Here is a 19,044-nt window from a genome sequence, read left to right as displayed (position 1 = left end):
TTCTGTGCCGGGACTTTGACCAGGCGGCCCCTTACCCTCGTACGCATGACCAGCGACGACACCGCACACCCCCTCTCGTCCCGCGCCATCGAGACCCACTTTGCGCTCTCCCCGGAGCAGACCGAGGCCGTACTGGACCTGCTCGCGGAGGCCGCCCGCAACGACGGGCAGCAGGCGGTGTCCGAGCAGGGCCGGCTGCAGCTGCGGGGCGGCGAGCGCGAGGGCGTGTCGCATCTGCTGCTGACGGTCGCGGGCGAACTCGTCGGTTACGCCCAGCTGGAGGACACCGATCCGGTGGAGGCGCCGGCCGCCGAACTGGTCGTCCGCCCCTCGCACCGCGGCCACGGTCACGGCCGCGCCCTGGGCTCGGCCCTGCTCGCCGCGTCCGGCAAACGGCTGCGGGTGTGGGCCCACGGCGGCCACGCCGCCGCCCGCCACCTCTCCCAGGTGCTCGGCCTCACGCTGTTCCGCGAACTGCGCCAGATGCGCCGCTCCCTGGCCGACCTGAACCTGCCCGACCCGGTGCTCCCCGAGGGCGTGACGGTGCGCGCCTTCGTGCCCGGCCAGGACGACTCCGCCTGGCTCGCCGTGAACGCCGAGGCGTTCGCGCACCACCCCGAGCAGGGCTCCCTCACCCAGCGGGACCTCGACGACCGCAAGGCCGAGCCGTGGTTCGACCCGGCCGGGTTCTTCCTGGCGGAGCGCGCGGGTGAACTCGTCGGCTTCCACTGGACGAAGGTCCACGCGGCCGACGGGCTCGGCGAGGTGTACGTCCTCGGCGTGCGCCCGGGCGCGCAGGGCGGGGGGCTGGGCAAGGCCCTGACGACGATCGGGCTGCGGCATCTGGCCGCACAGGGACTGCCGACGGCGATGCTGTACGTCGACGCCGACAACAAGGCGGCGGTGTCGGTGTACGAGCGGCTGGGGTTCACCACGTACGAGACGGACCTGATGTACCGCACGGAGACCTGACCTACCGGAGGCCGGACATCCGGGGACGTGACATACCGGGCCACAACGGGAAGTCGATCCACACATAACCCCCTTAAGGGGCGGCAGCCTTGACGCCGCCCCTTTCTTTCCACCACCCTTTCACTACTCAATTAGTGAAAGGGTGGTGGAACGGGTGGTCGAGTACCGCATCGACCGACGCTCCGGCGTCGCCACCTACGTACAGATCGTCCAGCAGACCAAACAGGCGCTGCGCCTGGGCGTGTTGGAGCCGGGCGACAAACTGCCCACGGCCCGCGAGGTCGTCGAGGCCACCGCCATCAACCCCAACACCGTCCTCAAGGCCTACCGCGAACTGGAACGCGAGGGCCTGGTCGAGGCGCGCCGGGGGCTCGGCACGTTCGTACGGCGCGGACTGAACACCGCCCCGGCCGACTCGCCGCTGCGCACCGAGCTGGACGCCTGGGCCGTGCGGGCCCGCGAGGCCGGGCTGGACCGCGACGACGTGGACGCGCTCTTCACTTCCGTACTGGACACGCACTTCAAGCAGGACACGCACTTCAAGGGGGACGACTCATGACCGAGAGCGCCATCGAGGCGGCGGCGCTGACCAGGAGGTTCGGGCGACGCCGCACAGCCGCGCTGGACGGCTGCGCCTTCCGGCTCCCGGCGGGCAGCGTCTGCGCCGTCGTCGGGCCGAACGGCGCGGGCAAGTCGACGCTGCTGTCCCTCGCCGCCGGACTGCTGCGGCCCACCGAGGGCACGGTCACCGTGTTCGGCCAGGCCCCGGCGGCCGTCCGCGAGCGCCTCGCGTACGTCGCCCAGGACAAGCCCCTGCACCCCCAGCTCACCGTCGCCGACACCCTGCGCTTCGGCCGCGAGCTCAACCCCGGCCGCTGGGACACCCGGGCCGCCGAGCGGATCGTCGCCGAGGGCGAACTCGACCCCGACGCCAAGATCCGCACGCTCTCCGGCGGCCAGCGCACCCGCGTCGCCCTCGCGCTCGCCCTCGGCAAGCGCCCCGAACTGCTGCTCCTGGACGAGCCCATGGCCGACCTGGACCCCCTCGCCCGGCACCAGCTGATGGCCACGCTCATGGCCGACGCCGCCGAGCGCGGCACCACGGTTGTCATGTCCTCGCACGTCGTCGCCGAGCTGGACGGCGCCTGCGACCACCTCCTGCTGCTCGGCTCCGGCCGCGTCCGCCTCGCCGGCCCGCTGGACGACCTGCTCGCCGCGCACCGGCTCGTCAAGGCCCGGGCCGAGACGCCGCTCGCCCCGCACACCGTGGTCGAGTCCCGCACGACGGGACGTCAGCTCACGGCGCTGATCCGCCCCGCGGGACCCCTCGGCGACACCTGGCAGACCTCGGCACCGACCCTGGAGGAACTGGTCCTGGCGCACCTGCGCGCTCCCGAGGCACCGGCCCTGCGCTTCGACGGTGTGCAGGAGGTCGCCGCATGACCGCCCTGACGCTGGAGAGGTCCACCACCCACGAGCCCTCCCGGGGACCGCGCGGACTGCTCTGGGCGCTGCTGCGGGTGCACCGCTGGGCGCTGTGGTTCTGGGTGCTGCTGGTGGCCGTCGGCGCGGGAGCGCTGCTGTGGGCGTACGGTCCGGGCGCGGACGCCGCCTGGTCCGAGTACCGCACCCTGCACTGCGACACGAACGATCCCGGCCTGGGCTGCGACAACCTGGGCCCCGCCTACGACATGTACGACACGGCCATCGGCGTCGGCGCCGGCCTCCTGGGTCTCGCGCCGTTCCTCACCGCCGGCTGGGCGGGCGCCGCGCTCATCGGGCGTGAACTGGAGAGCGGTACGGCCCAGTTGGCGTGGACGCAGTCGGTCTCCCCGGCCCGCTGGCTGGCCGCCAAGCTCGCCGTCCCGGCCGTCCTCCTCACCACCGGCATGCTCGTGCTCACGCTGCTGCACCGCATGCTGTGGTCGGTGGACGGCCCGCTGCGGGCGGCCATGGGCACGCTGAGCTGGTACCAGGGCACCGCCTTCGAAGCCAACGGCACCGTCGGCATCTCCTACGCCCTCCTCGGCCTCGCCTTCGGCGTCCTGGCGGGCCTGCTCCAGCGCCGCGCCCTGCCCGCGCTCGGCCTGGCGGTCGTCGGCCTGGCCCTCCTGACGACCGTGCTCGGCGTTCTGCGCCCCTACCTGTGGCCGCTGGAGACGCTCACGAACACACACGAGTACCCGCCCTACATCGGCATGGTCGTCGACGAGGGCGCGATCACCTCCTCCGGCGCCCGGATCCCGGACCCGATCTGCGTCGACGACGCCAAGTGCCTCGCCGAGCACGACATCGTCGGCTTCTACCGCGACTTCCACCCCTCCTCCCACTTCTGGCCCCTGCAGCTCGTGGAGACCGGCATCGTCCTCGCCGTCGCGGCCCTGGCGGTCCTGGTCGCCTTCTGGCTGCTGAAGCGCCGTACCGGAGCCGCCGTATGACCACCGTCCTGACCGCCACGACGGCCCCGACCACCCGCACTGCGCGCGGCCCGAGCGGACTGCTCTGGTCCGTCCTGCGGCTGCACCGCACGGCCCTGGTCCTCCTGGTGCTGGTGACGACCGCCGCCACGGCCGTCCTGGTGTGGATGTATGCGATCGGCGACGAGGCGCGCCGCGGCATGAGCGCCTGCGCCGAACCGGTCGCCGTCGACGGCCTGCCCACCTGCGCGTCGGTCGAGGCGATCACCGCCGACGACACGTACCGCACCTTCATCGCGCTGATCGCCGCCGTCCTGTCCTACGCGATCTTCCCGGTGGCCGCCTGGGCGGGCGGCGCGCTCATCGGGCGGGAGCTGGAGAGCGGCACCGCGCGGCTGGCCTGGACCCAGTCGGTCTCCCCGACCCGCTGGCTGGCCGCCCAGCTCGCCGTCCCGGCACTCCTGCTCACCGCCGGCACCGGCGCGGTCGCGCTGCTGAACCTCTGGGTGCGGCAGGACGACCCCAGCCTGGTCGGGGACTGGTACTACCCGGACGTGTTCATCGCGACCGGCCCGACCGTCGTCGCCTACCCCTTGGCGGGCCTCGCCGTCGGAGCCCTCGCCGGACTGCTGTGCCGCCGGGCGCTGCCCGCCGCCGGAGTCGGCTTCGCGGCCGCGTTGCTCCTCCACAACGTGCTGGAGCGCACCCGCGACGACCTCAGCCCGACGGTCACCCGTGTCGAGGAGGGCGGCCTGGAGCTGCCGCGCTCCGCCTGGCAGATGCGCTGGGAGGGCGAGACCCGGGCGACCTTCCACCCCGAGTCCCACTTCTGGCCGCTCCAGTACGCCGAGACCGGCATCCTGCTCGCCGTGGCCGCCGCCGCGACGCTCGCCGCCTTCGCGATCCTGCGCCGCCGCACCCCGTGAGACCCGCCGCACGTCCCTCCACGGGGGGAGGGACGTGCGGCTGCGGCGGCCGGCCACCCGGGGAACCTTTGCGAGCCGCCCCCCGCTATCCCGCACGCCATGTCTCCGTAACCAACGGTTCAGACAGGCTTGCGACGCTCGGCCAATGACGCCCGCCGTGCCAGAGCCTTCGCCGTCCACGGAGGGGAGCGCGACCAACGGGTACGCCCGACGCCTCGCCACCACGCTCCCGCCCGCCCGTTCCGACGCGCCCGTAAGCCTCGACGCGCGGAACAATGGGCACATGAGCCAGTCCACAAACGCCCAGGCGAACGTCCAGCACGCGCAGCCCTCCGTGGGCTCCATAGCGGCACACCGCCCGCACACGGTCTCCTCGGCGGTCGTCTCCGAGTTGGAACCCGACATCGACGCCGACCTCGACGCGTACGAGGTCACCGAGATCGAGGGCGTCCGGCTGCCCCAGGGCCGCTTCCTGGACCGGGAGCGCAGCTGGCTCGCGTTCAACGAGCGCGTCCTCGAACTCGCCGAGGACCCGAACACCCCGCTGCTCGAACGGGCGAACTTCCTGGCGATCTTCGCCAGCAACCTGGACGAGTTCTTCATGGTCCGCGTGGCCGGTCTGAAGCGCCGTATCGCGACCGGTGTCGCCACCCGCTCCGCCTCCGGCCTCCAGCCCCGCGAGGTCCTGGAGATGATCTGGGCCCGCTCCCGTGAGCTGATGGCCCGGCACGCCGCGTGCTACCACGAGGACGTGGCTCCGGCCCTCGCGGAGGAGGGCATCCACCTGGTCCGCTGGAACGAACTGCAGGAGAAGGAGCAGGCCCGCCTGTTCACCCTGTTCCGGCACCAGATCTTCCCGGTCCTGACCCCGCTGGCGGTCGACCCGGCGCACCCGTTCCCGTACATCTCCGGCCTGTCCCTGAACCTGGCCGTGCGGGTACGCAACCCCGTCACCGGTACGCCCCACTTCGCCCGCGTCAAGGTGCCCCCGCTGCTCTCCCGCTTCCTGGAGGCCTCCCCCGGCCGGTACGTCCCGCTGGAGGACGTCATCGCCGCGCACCTGGAGGAGCTGTTCCCGGGCATGGAGGTGCTGGAGCACCACGCCTTCCGGGTCACCCGCAACGAGGACCTGGAGGTGGAGGAGGACGACGCCGAGAACCTGCTCCAGGCCCTGGAGAAGGAGCTCATGCGGCGCCGCTTCGGGCCGCCGGTGCGCCTGGAGGTCGAGGAGAACATCAACCAGGAGGTCCTGGACCTGCTGGTGCGCGAGCTGAAGATCAGCGAGGCCGAGGTCTACCCGCTGACCGGCCCCCTCGACCTCACCGGCCTGTTCCGCATCGCCTCCATCGACCGGCCCGAACTGAAGTACCCGAAGTTCGTCGCGGGCACCCATCGCGATCTCGCCGAGGTCGAGTCGGCGTCCGCGCCGGACATCTTCGCCGCGCTGCGCAACCGGGACGTCCTCCTGCACCACCCGTACGACTCCTTCTCCACCTCCGTGCAGGCGTTCCTGGAGCAGGCGGCCGACGACCCGGACGTCCTCGCGATCAAGCAGACCCTGTACCGGACGTCCGGCGACTCCCCCATAGTCAACGCGCTCATCGACGCCGCCGAGGCCGGCAAGCAGGTACTCGTCCTGGTCGAGATCAAGGCCCGGTTCGACGAGCACGCCAACATCAAGTGGGCGCGCAAGCTGGAGGAGGCGGGCTGCCATGTGGTGTACGGCCTCGTCGGCCTGAAGACCCACTGCAAGCTGTCGCTGGTGGTCCGCCAGGAAGGCGAAACGCTCCGGCGCTACAGCCACGTCGGCACCGGCAACTACCACCCGAAGACGGCACGGCTGTACGAGGACCTGGGCCTGCTGACGGCGGACCCGCAGGTGGGCGCGGACCTGTCCGACCTGTTCAACCGCCTGTCGGGCTACTCGCGCCGCGAGACGTACCGGCGTCTGCTGGTCGCCCCGAAGTCCCTGCGCGACGGCCTGATCTCGCGGATCAACAAGGAGGTCCAGCACCACCGTGCCGGGCGTCCCGCCTACGTCCGCATCAAGGTCAACTCGATCGTCGACGAGGCGCTCATCGACGCCTGCTACGGCGCGTCCCAGGCGGGCGTGCCGGTCGACATCTGGGTCCGCGGCATCTGCGCGGTCCGCCCGGGCGTGCCGGGGCTGTCGGAGAACGTCCGCGTCCGCTCGGTCCTGGGCCGCTTCCTCGAACACTCCCGGGTCTTCGCCTTCGGCAACGGCGGCGAACCCGAGGTGTGGATCGGCAGCGCCGACATGATGCACCGCAATCTCGACCGCCGTATAGAAGCACTGGTCAGGGTCACCGACCCCGCCCACCGCGCCGCGCTGAACCGGTTCATGGAGACCGGTATGTCCGACTCCACCGCGTCCTGGCACCTGGGGCCGGAGGGCGAGTGGACCCGGCACGCGACGGACGTGGAGGGGCAGCCCCTGCGCAACGTCCAGGAGATGCTCATAGACGCCCGGAGGCGCCGGCGTGGCACAGCAACACCTTGACCCGACGGACCCCGTGGCCGGGGCGGTGACCGGGGACGCCCTCGCGGGCTACCTGCGCGCCCAGGCCACGGAGTTCCTCCGAGCCCTGCGCGTGCACCGGGAGACCGGCGGCGAGGGGGGCGCCCACGCCCGGGCGAAGTCCCGGCCGGCGGGCAACGGCTCGGTGGATTCCGTCGACGCGGCGCGGGCCCTGCGCCGCTCGGCCCGCCGCATCAGCGCCAGCCTGCACACGTTCCGTCCCCTGCTGGACCCCGACTGGTCGGAGGCCATCCGCCCGGAACTGGCCTGGCTCTCGGGAACCCTCGCCATGGAACACGCGTACGCGGCCCGCCTGGACCGCCTGCTGCTGGCGCTGCACCGGTTGTCGGGGGCGCCGGTCTTCCCGGCGCAGGCGGGCACGGGGATCGCGGGCGGCACGGGGATCGCGGCGGGCACGGCCGGTGACTCGGCGGCGGGCGTCCACTCGGCGCGCGCAGCCGGGACCGCGGCCGACGGCCCGCTCGGCGCCGCCGCGGACAGTCCGTCCCGAACCGCGTCCGACGCGCCGGACCCGGCCGCGGACGGCCGTGTCGCCGGGGCCGCATCCGCCCTGCGGCAGGCGGCACCGCCCCACGCCGGCCCGCCCGCCCCGGCGCCCACCCCCGACCGGGGCAACCTCACGGTCGGCGCCGCCAAAGCGGGCGCGCTCCTCGAACGCCAGCTCACCCTCGCCCGGACCCGGGCGCACAGCACCGCACTCCAGGCCCTCGGCAGCAGCCGTTTCCACGCCGTGGCCGACGGCATCGCCTTACTGGCCAGCGAGGTCCCCCTCACCGCCGCCGCGGCCACCGCCGACCTGCGCCCCCTCGCGGCCGCCGCCGAGGAACGCCTCACCGACGCCGTAGCCGCGCTCCCCCTGGTGACCGCGGGCCACCCCTACAACGCGGAGGCCCTAATCCACGGCCTCTCCCCGGATCCGGCCCCGCACCCGCAGGACGCGCCCTGGCACCAGGTCCGTCTGCTGCTGCGCCTGCACCGCTACGCCCGCGAGGCCATGCACGGCGGCGACACCTCGGTGGACGTACGGTTGCTGGCAGCCGGTCAGTCCCTCAACCGGCACCGCGACGCCTCCGAGGCGGCGGCCGCCGCGGCCCAGGCGGCCCGCACGCCGCGGATCGCCCCGGCGACGGCGTACGCCCTGGGGGTGCTGCACGCCGATCAGCGGCACGAGGTGGAGGCGGCGCGGTTCGCCTTCCAGCAGTCCTGGCAGATGCAGAGGGTGGGCACGTCCTGAGACGGAGGCGCTGACCCGAAGGCGGCTTCCCCGGAAGGAGGCACACCGGTGACGCAAGCGAAGGACCTCACCGTCCGCGCGGCCGGCTGCGTCCTGTGGCGCCGCTCACCGGCCGACGGTGAGCTGGAGATATGCCTCATCCATCGGCCGAAGTACGACGACTGGTCACACCCCAAGGGCAAGCTGAAACGCGGCGAGGACCCCCTGGAGGGGGCCCTGCGCGAGGTGACGGAGGAGACGGGGCACACCGCTCGCCCCGGTGCCGAGCTGCCGACCGTGCGGTACGTGGCGAACGGCCGCCCCAAGGAGGTCCGCTACTGGGCCGCCGAGTCGGGACCGGGCACCTTCACCCCGGGCCCGGAGGTGGACCGCATACGGTGGCTCTCCCCCGCGGCCGCCCGGCGCCGGCTGACCCAGCCGAGGGACCGCACCCTCGTGGACGACTTGCTGGAGTCGTTGCACCTCGCCTGAACACCGGCACATCGCACAAATCCTCGGGATGCACCCGTGTCCTCGACGTAAGCGTTCCGTGACCTCACCGCACCGTCCCCAGGGGTTCACCCCTCGTTCATTTATGCCAATCGGCCGCTTCACCTGATCTGCCTAATTTCAGCCTTACGCGGTGCGGACCGCGCCCCGGGGGACGTCCGCACCACCCATTCTTCGCACGCCGCCGAATTCAGGACGGCGGCTCCTGGAAGGAACTCCCTCAAGTGAAGCTTCAGCGCAAGAACCGGCGGGCACTCGCTCTCGGCGCTCTCGCCGTCTCCGGCGCCCTGGCCCTCACGGCGTGCGGCTCCGACGAAACCGGCACCAACGGCGGCAGCGGCACGTCCACCGCCGCGGCCGGCAACATCAAGTGCGACGACGCCCAGGGCCAGCTGCTCGCCGACGGCTCCTCCGCGCAGAAGAACGCGATCGACGCCTGGGTCAAGCAGTTCTCCGCCGCCTGCAAGAACGTGCAGATCAACTACAAGGGCGGCGGCTCGGGCGCCGGCGTCACCGCGTTCACGCAGGGACAGGTCGCCTTCGCCGGTTCCGACTCCGCGCTGGACGAGGAGGAGATCGCCGCCTCCAAGAAGATCTGCAAGGACGGCCAGGGCATCGACCTGCCGATGGTCGGCGGCCCGATCGCGGTCGGCTACAACGTCCCGGGCGTCGACAAGCTCGTGCTGGACGCGCCGACCCTGGCCAAGATCTTCAACGACAAGATCAAGAACTGGAACGACCCGGCGATCGCGAAGCTGAACCCGGGCGTCAAGCTGCCCGACCTGAAGATCCAGGCGTTCCACCGCTCCGACGAGTCCGGCACCACGGACAACTTCACCAAGTACCTGATCGCCACCGCCAAGTCCGAGTGGCCCTACGAGGGCGGCAAGGCCTGGCAGGCCAAGGGCGGCCAGTCCGCCTCCGGCTCCTCCGGTGTCGCCGCGCAGGTCAAGCAGACCTCCGGCGCCATCAGCTACATGGAGCTGTCGTACGCCAAGGACGGCATCAACACGGTCAGCATCGACACGGGTGCCGCCGAGCCGGTCGAGGCCAACGTCGCCAACGCCACCAAGATGATCGCCGCCGCCAAGCGCGTCGGCACCGGCAAGGACATGGCGCTGGAGCTGGACTACGCCACCAAGGCCGACGGCGCCTACCCGATCACCCTGGTGACGTACGAGATCGTCTGCGACAAGGGCAACAAGGCCGACACCCTCCCCGGCACCAAGGCGTTCCTGCGCTACATCGCCTCCGAGGACGGCCAGAAGATCCTCACCGAGAACGACTACGCCCCGATGCCCGCGGAGATCATCTCCGAGGTCCGCAAGACCATCGAGGGCCTGAACTGACCTGGGTGCGGTCCGGTCCGGGCCCCAGTGACCCGGACCGGACCGCACCTTCCGGTGCACCGCCGCCCGGAGCCGTGTCACCCGCACGGCTCCTCCGAGCCGCCGCAGACCGCATGCGGCTCCGCAGACCGGAGAACCCGATGGACATAACGACGAAGAACATCCAAGCTCCTCCACCCGTCCCCGAGCCCTCGCCGACCGAGCAGAAGCGTGCCGCCCGGGGCGCCACCCGACCCGGTGACCGGATCTTCCTCGGTCTCTCCCGTGGGTCGGGCATCTTCCTGCTGGTGATCATGGCCGCCATCGCGGTCTTCCTCACCTACCGCGCGAGCCTGGCGATCAGCAAGGACGAGGCGAACTTCCTCACCGCCTTCGAGTGGAACACCAGCGCGGTCCCGCCGAAGTTCGGCATCGCGGTGCTGGTCTACGGCACGATCGTCTCCTCGATCATCGCCATGGTGATCGCGGTCCCGATCGCCGTCGCCATCGCGCTGTTCCTGACGCACTACGCCCCGCGCAAGCTCGGCGGCCCGATCGCGTACGTGATCGACCTGCTCGCCGCGGTGCCGTCCATCGTCTACGGCCTGTGGGGCGCGCTGATCCTCGTCCCGCACATGAACGGCCTCTTCGGCTGGCTGAACGAGTACCTCGGCTGGACCGGTCTCTTCGCCTGGGACGGGGGGCCCGCCCGTTCGATGCTCACGGTCGGCATCCTGCTCGCGATCATGATCCTGCCGATCATCACCAACGTGAGCCGCGAGGTCTTCCGCCAGGTACCGCAGATGCACGAGGAGGCGGCCCTGGCGCTCGGCGCCACCCGCTGGGAGGTCATCCGCATGGCGGTCCTCCCCTTCGGCCGCTCCGGCGTGATCTCCGCCTCGATGCTCGGCCTCGGCCGCGCGCTCGGCGAGACCATGGCCGTGGCCACCGTGCTCTCCCCCGACTTCGACATCCACGCCAGCCTGCTCAACCCGGGCGGCGGCACCTTCGCCCAGAACATCGCCAGCAAGTTCGGTGAGGCGAGCGAGTTCGGCCGGGACGCCCTGATCGCCTCCGGCCTGGTCCTGTTCGTCATCACCCTGCTGGTCAACGGCGCGGCCCGCGCGATCATCGCCCGCCGCAAGGAGTACTCGGGGGCCAACGCATGAGCACCGCCACCGCCGTCAGCACCCTCAAGGGTGCCCGCCTGCCCAAGTGGGCGCCGTACGCGATCGCGGCCGGCTCGGTCGCCGTGGCCGTGGGCGTCGGCCTGGGCGCCGGCCTGCACAGCCGCGTCCAGTGGGGCCTGATCGCCGGTCTGCTCTTCGTCCTGAGCACGTACGTCATCGCCTCCCGCGTGGAGGGCCCCCGCCAGGCCAAGGACCGCATCGCCACGACGCTGGTCTGGGTGGCCTTCCTGCTCGCCGTCGTGCCGCTGGCCTCGCTGGTCTGGGCGACCGTGCAGCGCGGTGTGAAGGTCCTCGATGTCTACTTCCTGACCCACTCCATGGGCGTGGTCGCCGACTCCGAGCCGGGCGGCGGCATCTACCACGCCATCCTCGGCACCCTGGAGCAGGTCGGCCTCGCCACCCTGATCGCCGCGCCGATCGGTGTGCTGACCGCGATCTACCTGGTGGAGTACGGCCGCGGGAGTCTCGCCCGGGCCATCACCTTCTTCGTCGACGTCATGACCGGCATCCCGTCGATCGTCGCGGGTCTGTTCATCCTCAGCCTCATGCTGATGCTGGACATGCAGCCCTTCGGCTTCGCCGGCTCGCTCGCGCTCGCGATCCTGATGATGCCGGTGGTCGTCCGTTCCACGGAGGAGATGCTCAAGCTCGTCCCGAACGAGCTGCGCGAGGCGTCCCTGGCGCTCGGCGTCCCGAAGTGGCGCACCATCCTGAAGGTGGTCGTACCGACCTCCATCGGCGGTATCACGACCGGCATCATGCTGGCCGTCGCCCGTATCACCGGTGAGACGGCCCCGGTGCTGCTGCTGGTGTTCGGCAACGCGTTCATCAACGCCAACCCCTTCGAGGGTGCGCAGGCGTCACTGCCGCTGTACATCTATCAGCAGTACGCGAACAGCGCCGGTTCCCCGGCAGCGTTCGACCGCGCGTGGGCCGCGTCGCTCACGCTGATCGCCTTCGTGATGATCCTCAACCTGGTGGCCCGTGGCATCGCCCGCTGGAAGGCCCCGAAGACCGGTCGCTGACGCGGCCCTACAGCGACCGAAGATCTGGAAGTGACGTAATCATGGCCAAGCGAATCGACGTGAGCGGCCTCACCGCCTACTACGGCTCCCACAAGGCGATCGAAGACATCTCGATGACGGTGGAGCCCCGCTCGGTGACGGCCTTCATCGGCCCCTCCGGCTGCGGCAAGTCGACGTTCCTGCGCACCCTGAACCGTATGCACGAGGTCACCCCCGGCGGCCGCGTCGAGGGCAAGGTGCTCCTGGACGACGAGGACCTGTACGGCGCCGGCATCGACCCCGTGTCCGTGCGCCGCGAGGTCGGCATGGTGTTCCAGCGCCCGAACCCCTTCCCCACCATGTCGATCTTCGACAACGTGGCGGCGGGCCTGCGCCTGAACGGCAACTACAAGAAGAGCGAGCTGCAGGACATCGTCGAGAAGTCCCTCAAGGGCGCGAACCTCTGGAACGAGGTCAAGGACCGCCTGAACAAGCCCGGCTCGGGCCTGTCGGGCGGCCAGCAGCAGCGTCTGTGCATCGCCCGTGCCATCGCGGTCGAGCCGAACGTCCTGCTCATGGACGAGCCCTGCTCGGCCCTGGACCCGATCTCCACCCTGGCCATCGAGGACCTGATCGGGGAGCTGAAGGAGCGCTTCACGATCGTCATCGTGACGCACAACATGCAGCAGGCCGCCCGCGTCTCCGACCGCACCGCCTTCTTCAACCTGGCGGCGGTCGGCCAGCCCGGCAAGCTCATAGAGATCGACGACACGGAGCGCATCTTCTCCAACCCGTCGGTCCAGGCCACAGAGGACTACATCTCGGGCCGCTTCGGCTGAGCCGGCGCCCGGCGATGTGAACCCCTCGCGGTGCTGCATGGCGGTGCCACCGCGAGGACGAAAAAGGGCCCGCCCCCCGGCTCCCCGGGGGGCGGGCTCCTTTTGTGCCGTGGCCGGACCGCGGTTACCCCACGCCGTCGGCGTACGCCCTCTTCCAGGGGCTGCAGGTGCTTTCCTTCAGGTCTCCGTTGTCCTGGAGACAGACCCTGATGTAGATCGTGGCCGACTCGGCGAAGTTCTCGTCGGCGGAGACGCACGTGGCACGGCCATTGCCGTTGTACCTGGACTCGACCGCGCCGGAGGTGCCGATCTTCCAGGAACCGACCACGCCGGCGCCGTCGGAGGAGTTGTCGCAGATGTTGAAAGAGTCGTCGTACGTGTAGAAGTCGAGCGAGCCCGCCGCGGTCGGGTAGCTGCCCGACCCCACGGTGCTCACGGCGTAGCGTTCGATCGCCGCCGACGCGGGTGAAGCGACGTAGAGCAGGGTGGCGGTCGTGGCACCCACCGCTCCGGTGACGGACGCCAGGCGTCTGGCAAAACTCGCCATGGTGATTCCTCCCGTTTGGTTCTCGAACGTAAGTTCGCAGAAGCGTTGGCCCATGATTTCACGGGAGGGGCCGGTGGGGCGGGGTTTTCCTAAAGGAACGCCAGATGCACGATCCCGAAGGCGCCGGCCGCGACCAGTGCCGCCGCCGGCATCGTGATGAACCACCCCAGGATGATGTTCTTGGCCACGCCCCACCGCACGGCGTTCACCCGCTTCGTCGCCCCCACGCCCATGATCGCCGAGGTGATCACATGGGTCGTCGAGATCGGCGCCTTGAAGAGGAAGGCGGTGACGAACATGATCGACGCGCCGGTCGTCTCCGCCGCGAATCCCTGCGGCGGATCCAGCTCGATGATCTTCCGCCCCAGCGTCCGCATGATCCGCCAGCCACCGGCGTACGTCCCCAGCGACAGCATCACGGCACACGCGACCTTCACCCACACCGGGATGGGGTCGCCGTAGTCCTCGACATCGGCGATGACCAGTGCCATCACCACGATGCCCATCGTCTTCTGTGCGTCCTGCAGACCGTGCCCGAGCGCCATGCCCGCGGCCGAGACGGTCTGCGCGATACGAAATCCGCGCTTGGCCTTGTGCGGGTTGGCACGCCGGAAGATCCACATGATCGCCGTCATCACCAGGTAGCCGGCGCACATCCCGACGATGGGCGACACGAACATCGGGATGACGACCTTCTCCAGCACCCCGTCCCAGTACACGGTCGTCCCGCCGGCCAGCGCGGCGCCCACCATGCCGCCGAACAGCGCATGCGAGGAGGACGAGGGCAGGCCGAAGTACCAGGTGATCAGGTTCCAGGTGATCGCACCCACCAGCGCCGCGAAGAGGATGCCCATCCCCTTCGAGCCCTCCGGTGTCTGGATCAGGCCCTCACTGACGGTCTTGGCGACCCCGGAACCGAGGAACGCGCCGGCAAGGTTCATGACAGCTGCCATGGCCAGCGCGGCCCGCGGTGTCAGCGCCCGCGTCGACACGGAGGTGGCGATCGCGTTCGCCGAGTCGTGGAAGCCGTTGGTGTACGTGAAGAAGAGCGCGACCGCGATGGTCACGACCAGAGCAAAGGTGTCCATGGACGGGCCTCAGGACTCCTTGACCGCGATGGTCTCCACCGTGTTCGCCACGTGCTCGAACGCGTCTGCCGCTTCCTCCAGGACATCCACGATCTGCTTGAGCTTGAGCACCTCGATGGCGTCGTACTTGCCGTTGAAGAGGTGGGCCAGCAGCTTCCGGTGGATCTGGTCGGCCTGGTTCTCCAGCCGGTTGACCTCGATCCAGTACTCGGTGAGGTTCTCCATGGTGCGCAGGTGCGGCATGGCCTCGGCCGTCAGTTCGGCGGCGCGCGCCAGGACCTCGATCTGCTGCTCGACGCCCTTGGGCAGTTCCTCGACGTTGTAGAGGACGACCAGGTCGACGGCCTCCTCCATGAAGTCCATGATGTCGTCGAGGGACGAGGCGAGGGAGTAGATGTCCTCGCGGTCGAACGGCGTGATGAACGAGGAGTTCAGCTGGTGGAAGATCGCATGCGTGGCGTCGTCACCTGCGTGTTCCGCGGCCCGCATACGCTCGGCGATCTCGGCCCGGCCGGCGGTGTCCGCCCCGAGCAGTTCCATCAGGAGCTTCGAGCCCGTGACGATGTTGTCCGCGGATGCGGCGAACATGTCGTAGAAGCTCGTCTCCCGGGGGGTCAGACGAAATCGCACGTGGGGTCCTCAGGAAGCATCGGTTTCGGTCAGGCTGATGCTAGGCGCATCATCCGGCCACGGCTATCGGGCCGTCCTCCAGTGTCGCCCATCAGGCACAGTGGTCGGCACGGGGGCTGCCCAGTGGTCCAGTCCAGCGGCCGTTTCATGTCAACGGCCACAGGCCCCCTACCCAGGAAAGTTCGGTACGATATACCCAGTAGGGGTATATGAGCGGTTTACGTCTGGAGGACGCGATGACGACCACCGAGGCCGGCGCAGGTGCGCCCTCCGCCACCGACGGCGCCGCGGGGACGGCCGTGACGAACACCACGGCTCCCTCGGACACCACGGCCGTCGTGACCGACCACGACCACGGCGTCCACGGCTACCACAAGCAGAAGGACGAGCACCTCAAGCGGCTGCGCCGGATCGAGGGCCAGATCCGCGGTCTGCAGCGGATGGTCGACGAGGACGTCTACTGCATCGACATACTCACGCAGGTGTCCGCCTCCACCAAGGCCCTGCAGTCCTTCGCGCTCCAGCTGCTGGAGGAGCACCTGCGCCACTGCGTCGCCGACGCGGCCCTCAAGGGCGGTGCGGAGATCGACGCGAAGGTCGAGGAGGCGACGAAGGCGATCGGCCGCCTGCTGCGGACGTGAGGGGAACCGGGCGGTGTGAAGGGAGCCGGCCACGCCGGCTCAGCCGCCCGAGGCGTCCCGCTCCTCGGCCACGCGCAGCACCTCGTCGATGCTCTCCAGGCTGAGCCGGTCCTCACGGGCCGCCGAGGCCGCGATGATCAGCTCTCCGCACAGCTCGATCTCGGCGAGGGCCACGTGGTCCTGAACTGCCGTACCGCCGACCGGAGCCACGTGCATCACCTCTTCTCTGCCGTCACCGACTTCCTAGAGTAGGGAGCGGCTACACACCGCGCATGGCACGGACGGGCTAGTTCTTGACGCCCGTCACGCACGCATACGCCGACGCTCACTCCTCGGCGATCTTGCCGGCGTAGATGTCGTCGTTCCGCGGCAGCCGTACGTCGACGGGGGCTCCGAAGTCGTACAGCAGGGTCGTCGAGGCCACGGCCACGGCACCCTCCTGCTGCCCGTTGACGAAGCTGAACCGGTGCCTGACCTTGCGGATCCGCCCGGCGTCGTCGACATAGACGTCGAACGGCACCTGATCCGTGGCGAACCCTTTCGCCGCCGCGGCCAGGGCCTCCTTGTTCCCCTGGGACGCCTTCCGGGCGGCGACGCCGAGGTCGGCGGTGCCCCGGTAGTGCCGCACAGCCGTACCGTCGACGTCCTTCTCGCCCACGTACGTCGCGGTCCGCGCCCCGCGCAGCACCTCGGCCGCGGCGAACGGATCGGTGGCGCCGCCGGTGACGAGGTTCCCGTCGGACAGCGACCGCGTGTCGACGCGCACCCACTTGTCGGCGGGCACGCCGGCGCCGCGGTTCTTCATGAACAGGGCCCCGGGAGCGAGCAGCTCCATGATCGGCCTACGGGCGGTCGCCCCGGCGGGGTCCTGGGGCAGCAGAACCTTCAACCGCCCCACCCGCTCATGGAAGTCGTACACGCCCTCACCGCGGATGGTGACACGGGTGCCGCCGGTGGCCATCTCCATGGACGTACGGGCCTTGGAAGTGCGGGCACCGACGAGCGCGTCGGCGGCGTCCCGCACGACCTTCAGGGCGTCGCTCCCCCGCGAGTCGGCGGCCGCCCCGCTCTGCGCGCATCCACTGCCGGCCAGGCAGACGCACAGGACGCCGGCCGCGACGCCCGCCCCATGCCTCCGCCTGCGCTGCTGCCGCTCCGTCATCGCCGTCCTACCCCCAGCCGGTACGTCCGTCACGGGCCCCTTGTCGTTCCGGTTAACGACCGGTAGGTGCCCCCGTCACGCCGCCGGAGGCGTTGGCCTTACTTGCCTTGGGTAACGTTGCCGGTGTGGCGCAGCAGGACGGACCTTCGTCTCCCCCGACACCCCGCGACTCCCAGGAGCACCGCACGACGACAGTGGAGAAGGGCCGCTTCTGCTCGGCCCACTGCACCTGCGGCTGGTGGGGCCCGGCGAGACGCGCACGGAGCCTGGCCCGATCCGACGCGGAAGGTCACGGCGGGATCTGACGCCCCGGGGTGCCGCCCGAGGGATCCATGGAACCCCGGCCCTCACCACCCCGTCTCGTTCCACGGAACCCCCCCCAGGAGGCGACATGGAACGGCGTACCTTCATCGGCGGCGGCGCGGCAGCGCTCACCGCCCTGGCTACCACCGCCTGCAACGGCAGTACGGGCACAGGCACCGAGTCGGCCACCCGCACGAACACCTCCATGCGCACCACCGCCTCCTCCCGCGGCCCTGCCAACTGGAGCGCCCTCGCCCGGGACCTGGACGGCCCCCTCATACGCCCCGGGGACGCCGACTGGAAGCCGGCCCACCAGCTCTACAACACCCGCTTCGACGCCCTGAAGCCGGCCGCGGTCGCCTACGTCGCCCACCCCGACGACATCCGCACCACCCTCGCCTACGCCCGCGCCCACGACCTGCGCGTGGCCATCCGCAACGGCGGCCACTCCTACGCGGGCTGGTCCTCCGGCACCAACCGCCTGATCATCGACGTCTCCAAGCTCAACCGCGTACGCGCCTCGGGCAACACCGCGGTGATCGGCGCCGGCGCCAAACTCATCGACGTCTACCGCGCCCTCGCCGCCAAGGGCACCACCATCCCCGCCGGTTCCTGCCCCACCGTCGGCGTCTCCGGCCTCACCCTCGGCGGCGGCCACGGCGTGACCTCCCGCGCCTACGGCCTGACCTGCGACAACCTCACCCAGGCCACGCTGATCACGGCCGACGGCAAGCAGCTCACCGCGAACGCCACCACCCACAAGGACCTGTTCTGGGCCCTGCGCGGCGCCGGCAACGGCAACTTCGGCGTCGTGACGGAACTGCACTTCAGGACCCACCCCGCGCCCCAGGCCGTCACCGCGTACATGACCTGGCCCTGGTCGAAGGCGGCCAAGCTCATCAAAGCCTGGCAGGAGTGGGGTCCCACCCAGCCCGACGAGATCTGGTCCTCCCTGCACCTGGCGAACCACGCGGGCGGCACCCCCACCATCTCGGTCGCCGCGTTCTCCCTGGGCACCTACCGCGAGCTCCAGAACGCCGTGGACCGCCTGGCCGACCGCCCCGGCGGCCCCGGCCCCGCCACCAGGGTCGCCCTCAGGCGCCGCTCGTACGAGGAGTCGATGGAGCTCTACGCCGGCTGCTCGTCCTTCGCGACGGACGCGCAGTGCCACCTCCCCGGCTCCACTCCGGGCCGGTCACCGCAGGGCGCGCTCGGCCGTGAGACGTACGCGGCGAAGTCGGACTTCTTCGACCGCTCCCTCTCGTCGACCGGCATCCAGACCCTGATGAGGCAGGTCCAGTCGGTCCGCGGCGGCGCCGGCAGCATCGCCCTCACGGCCCTCGGCGGCGCCGTGAATCGCGTCTCCCCCACCGCGACGGCCTTCGTCCACCGCCGCTCCCGGATGCTGGCCCAGTACATCGGCTCCTGGCGGGCCGGCACGACGGGCTCCGCCTCGCAGGCCTGGCTGAAGTCGGCCCATGACGCGATGCGCCCGTACGCCTCGGGCGCCGCGTACCAGAACTACACCGACCCGGGTCTGAGGGACTGGCGCAAGGCGTACTACGGGGACGCGGCGACGCGCCTGTCGCAGCTGAAGAGGCAGTACGACCCGCAGCGGTTCTTCACCTACCCGCAGGCCCTGTAGCGGAGCCGGGGCACCAGGGCGGGGCGTGGCGGCGGGGGAGCGTGGCGTGGCGTCGAGGGAGCGTACGTG

At 70.7% G+C, this 19,044-nt stretch carries 20 protein-coding genes; 15 read left to right on the top strand and 5 right to left on the bottom strand.

Annotated elements, in window-relative coordinates; all coding sequences use genetic code 11:
* Positions 1 to 45: 45 nt before the first annotated feature.
* The 12 genes from mshD to pstB all read left to right on the top strand — a co-directional run bounded on the left by mshD (position 46) and on the right by pstB (position 12,959).
* Complete coding sequence (gene mshD / locus ACFYNL_RS25605) at positions 46 to 972, top strand: mycothiol synthase (RefSeq protein WP_388807330.1); 927 nt, start codon at positions 46 to 48, stop codon at positions 970 to 972.
* A gap of 154 nt (positions 973 to 1,126) precedes the next feature.
* Complete coding sequence (locus ACFYNL_RS25600) at positions 1,127 to 1,531, top strand: GntR family transcriptional regulator (protein WP_388807944.1); 405 nt, start codon at positions 1,127 to 1,129, stop codon at positions 1,529 to 1,531.
* Positions 1,528 to 2,415 (top strand): ABC transporter ATP-binding protein, encoded by an 888-nt coding sequence (locus ACFYNL_RS25595; protein WP_388807329.1) that lies wholly within the window; start codon positions 1,528 to 1,530, stop codon positions 2,413 to 2,415. The genes ACFYNL_RS25600 and ACFYNL_RS25595 overlap by 4 nt, the downstream gene beginning before the upstream one ends.
* Positions 2,412 to 3,410 (top strand): ABC transporter permease, encoded by a 999-nt coding sequence (locus ACFYNL_RS25590; protein WP_388807328.1) that lies wholly within the window; start codon positions 2,412 to 2,414, stop codon positions 3,408 to 3,410. Before ACFYNL_RS25595 ends, ACFYNL_RS25590 begins: the two co-directional genes overlap by 4 nt.
* Positions 3,407 to 4,315 carry a hypothetical protein gene (locus ACFYNL_RS25585; protein ID WP_388807327.1) on the top strand — a complete coding sequence of 303 codons (909 nt, stop codon included), beginning with the start codon at positions 3,407 to 3,409 and terminating at the stop codon, positions 4,313 to 4,315. Before ACFYNL_RS25590 ends, ACFYNL_RS25585 begins: the two co-directional genes overlap by 4 nt.
* Positions 4,316 to 4,598: 283 nt before the next feature.
* Positions 4,599 to 6,836 carry an RNA degradosome polyphosphate kinase gene (locus tag ACFYNL_RS25580; protein WP_388807326.1) on the top strand — a complete coding sequence of 746 codons (2,238 nt, stop codon included), beginning with the start codon at positions 4,599 to 4,601 and terminating at the stop codon, positions 6,834 to 6,836.
* Positions 6,817 to 8,109, top strand: coding sequence for a CHAD domain-containing protein (locus tag ACFYNL_RS25575; RefSeq protein ID WP_388807325.1), 1,293 nt, complete (start codon positions 6,817 to 6,819; stop codon positions 8,107 to 8,109). The genes ACFYNL_RS25580 and ACFYNL_RS25575 overlap by 20 nt, the downstream gene beginning before the upstream one ends.
* 48 nt (positions 8,110 to 8,157) lie before the next feature.
* Complete coding sequence (locus tag ACFYNL_RS25570; protein ID WP_388807324.1) at positions 8,158 to 8,580, top strand: NUDIX hydrolase; 423 nt, start codon at positions 8,158 to 8,160, stop codon at positions 8,578 to 8,580.
* 242 nt (positions 8,581 to 8,822) lie between these two features.
* Positions 8,823 to 9,947: a phosphate ABC transporter substrate-binding protein PstS gene (gene pstS, locus ACFYNL_RS25565; RefSeq protein ID WP_388807323.1), complete on the top strand. Its 1,125-nt coding sequence runs from the start codon at positions 8,823 to 8,825 to the stop codon at positions 9,945 to 9,947.
* Positions 9,948 to 10,087: 140 nt separating this feature from the next.
* Positions 10,088 to 11,095 carry a phosphate ABC transporter permease subunit PstC gene (pstC, locus tag ACFYNL_RS25560; protein WP_388807322.1) on the top strand — a complete coding sequence of 336 codons (1,008 nt, stop codon included), beginning with the start codon at positions 10,088 to 10,090 and terminating at the stop codon, positions 11,093 to 11,095.
* Positions 11,092 to 12,141 (top strand): phosphate ABC transporter permease PstA, encoded by a 1,050-nt coding sequence (gene pstA, locus ACFYNL_RS25555; protein WP_388807321.1) that lies wholly within the window; start codon positions 11,092 to 11,094, stop codon positions 12,139 to 12,141. The genes pstC and pstA overlap by 4 nt, the downstream gene beginning before the upstream one ends.
* Before the next feature lie 41 nt (positions 12,142 to 12,182).
* Positions 12,183 to 12,959 (top strand): phosphate ABC transporter ATP-binding protein PstB, encoded by a 777-nt coding sequence (gene pstB / locus ACFYNL_RS25550; protein ID WP_388807320.1) that lies wholly within the window; start codon positions 12,183 to 12,185, stop codon positions 12,957 to 12,959.
* Positions 12,960 to 13,083: 124 nt separating this feature from the next.
* Here the strand turns inward: pstB and ACFYNL_RS25545 are convergent, their stop codons facing one another.
* From ACFYNL_RS25545 to ACFYNL_RS25535, 3 genes are all read right to left on the bottom strand, one after another.
* Complete coding sequence (locus tag ACFYNL_RS25545; protein ID WP_388807319.1) at positions 13,084 to 13,506, bottom strand: hypothetical protein; 423 nt, start codon at positions 13,504 to 13,506, stop codon at positions 13,084 to 13,086.
* An 89-nt stretch (positions 13,507 to 13,595) separates the two neighbouring features.
* Positions 13,596 to 14,594, bottom strand: a complete 999-nt coding sequence (locus ACFYNL_RS25540) for an anion permease (protein WP_388807318.1) — start codon at positions 14,592 to 14,594, stop codon at positions 13,596 to 13,598.
* Between the two features lie 9 nt (positions 14,595 to 14,603).
* On the bottom strand, positions 14,604 to 15,224 hold the full coding sequence (locus ACFYNL_RS25535; RefSeq protein WP_352246668.1) for a DUF47 family protein: 621 nt from the start codon (positions 15,222 to 15,224) through the stop codon (positions 14,604 to 14,606).
* A gap of 236 nt (positions 15,225 to 15,460) precedes the next feature.
* Here ACFYNL_RS25535 and ACFYNL_RS25530 point away from each other — a divergent pair, with 236 nt between their 5' ends.
* Complete coding sequence (locus ACFYNL_RS25530; protein ID WP_388807942.1) at positions 15,461 to 15,865, top strand: metal-sensitive transcriptional regulator; 405 nt, start codon at positions 15,461 to 15,463, stop codon at positions 15,863 to 15,865.
* A gap of 39 nt (positions 15,866 to 15,904) precedes the next feature.
* Here ACFYNL_RS25530 and ACFYNL_RS25525 read toward each other — a convergent pair whose 3' ends face one another.
* Together ACFYNL_RS25525 and ACFYNL_RS25520 are read right to left on the bottom strand one after the other, a co-directional pair.
* Positions 15,905 to 16,081, bottom strand: a complete 177-nt coding sequence (locus ACFYNL_RS25525; RefSeq protein ID WP_019754303.1) for a hypothetical protein — start codon at positions 16,079 to 16,081, stop codon at positions 15,905 to 15,907.
* Positions 16,082 to 16,190: 109 nt separating this feature from the next.
* Positions 16,191 to 17,027: a hypothetical protein gene (locus ACFYNL_RS25520; protein WP_388807317.1), complete on the bottom strand. Its 837-nt coding sequence runs from the start codon at positions 17,025 to 17,027 to the stop codon at positions 16,191 to 16,193.
* A 125-nt stretch (positions 17,028 to 17,152) separates the two neighbouring features.
* On the opposite strand from ACFYNL_RS25520, the gene ACFYNL_RS25515 reads away from it, so the two are divergent.
* Together ACFYNL_RS25515 and ACFYNL_RS25510 are read left to right on the top strand one after the other, a co-directional pair.
* Positions 17,153 to 17,332 carry a hypothetical protein gene (locus tag ACFYNL_RS25515; RefSeq protein WP_388807316.1) on the top strand — a complete coding sequence of 60 codons (180 nt, stop codon included), beginning with the start codon at positions 17,153 to 17,155 and terminating at the stop codon, positions 17,330 to 17,332.
* 86 nt (positions 17,333 to 17,418) lie between these two features.
* Positions 17,419 to 18,975, top strand: a complete 1,557-nt coding sequence (locus ACFYNL_RS25510; RefSeq protein ID WP_388807315.1) for an FAD-binding oxidoreductase — start codon at positions 17,419 to 17,421, stop codon at positions 18,973 to 18,975.
* Positions 18,976 to 19,044: the final 69 nt, after the last annotated feature.

The organism is Streptomyces sp. NPDC007808, assembly GCF_042868655.1.
GTDB lineage: Bacteria > Actinomycetota > Actinomycetes > Streptomycetales > Streptomycetaceae > Streptomyces.
This window is presented reverse-complemented; position numbering and strand designations above follow the sequence as displayed.

Coding starts and splice junctions, on each gene's coding strand:
- pstA (WP_388807321.1), top strand. CDS start 11,092: ATGAGCACCGCCACCGCCGTCAGCACCCTCAAGGGTGCCCGCCTGCCC.
- ACFYNL_RS25525 (WP_019754303.1), bottom strand. CDS start 16,081: ATGCACGTGGCTCCGGTCGGCGGTACGGCAGTTCAGGACCACGTGGCC.
- ACFYNL_RS25520 (WP_388807317.1), bottom strand. CDS start 17,027: ATGACGGAGCGGCAGCAGCGCAGGCGGAGGCATGGGGCGGGCGTCGCG.
- ACFYNL_RS25585 (WP_388807327.1), top strand. CDS start 3,407: ATGACCACCGTCCTGACCGCCACGACGGCCCCGACCACCCGCACTGCG.
- ACFYNL_RS25590 (WP_388807328.1), top strand. CDS start 2,412: ATGACCGCCCTGACGCTGGAGAGGTCCACCACCCACGAGCCCTCCCGG.
- mshD (WP_388807330.1), top strand. CDS start 46: ATGACCAGCGACGACACCGCACACCCCCTCTCGTCCCGCGCCATCGAG.
- ACFYNL_RS25530 (WP_388807942.1), top strand. CDS start 15,461: ATGACGACCACCGAGGCCGGCGCAGGTGCGCCCTCCGCCACCGACGGC.
- ACFYNL_RS25545 (WP_388807319.1), bottom strand. CDS start 13,506: ATGGCGAGTTTTGCCAGACGCCTGGCGTCCGTCACCGGAGCGGTGGGT.
- ACFYNL_RS25595 (WP_388807329.1), top strand. CDS start 1,528: ATGACCGAGAGCGCCATCGAGGCGGCGGCGCTGACCAGGAGGTTCGGG.
- ACFYNL_RS25540 (WP_388807318.1), bottom strand. CDS start 14,594: ATGGACACCTTTGCTCTGGTCGTGACCATCGCGGTCGCGCTCTTCTTC.
- pstC (WP_388807322.1), top strand. CDS start 10,088: ATGGACATAACGACGAAGAACATCCAAGCTCCTCCACCCGTCCCCGAG.
- pstB (WP_388807320.1), top strand. CDS start 12,183: ATGGCCAAGCGAATCGACGTGAGCGGCCTCACCGCCTACTACGGCTCC.
- ACFYNL_RS25580 (WP_388807326.1), top strand. CDS start 4,599: ATGAGCCAGTCCACAAACGCCCAGGCGAACGTCCAGCACGCGCAGCCC.
- ACFYNL_RS25510 (WP_388807315.1), top strand. CDS start 17,419: ATGGAACGGCGTACCTTCATCGGCGGCGGCGCGGCAGCGCTCACCGCC.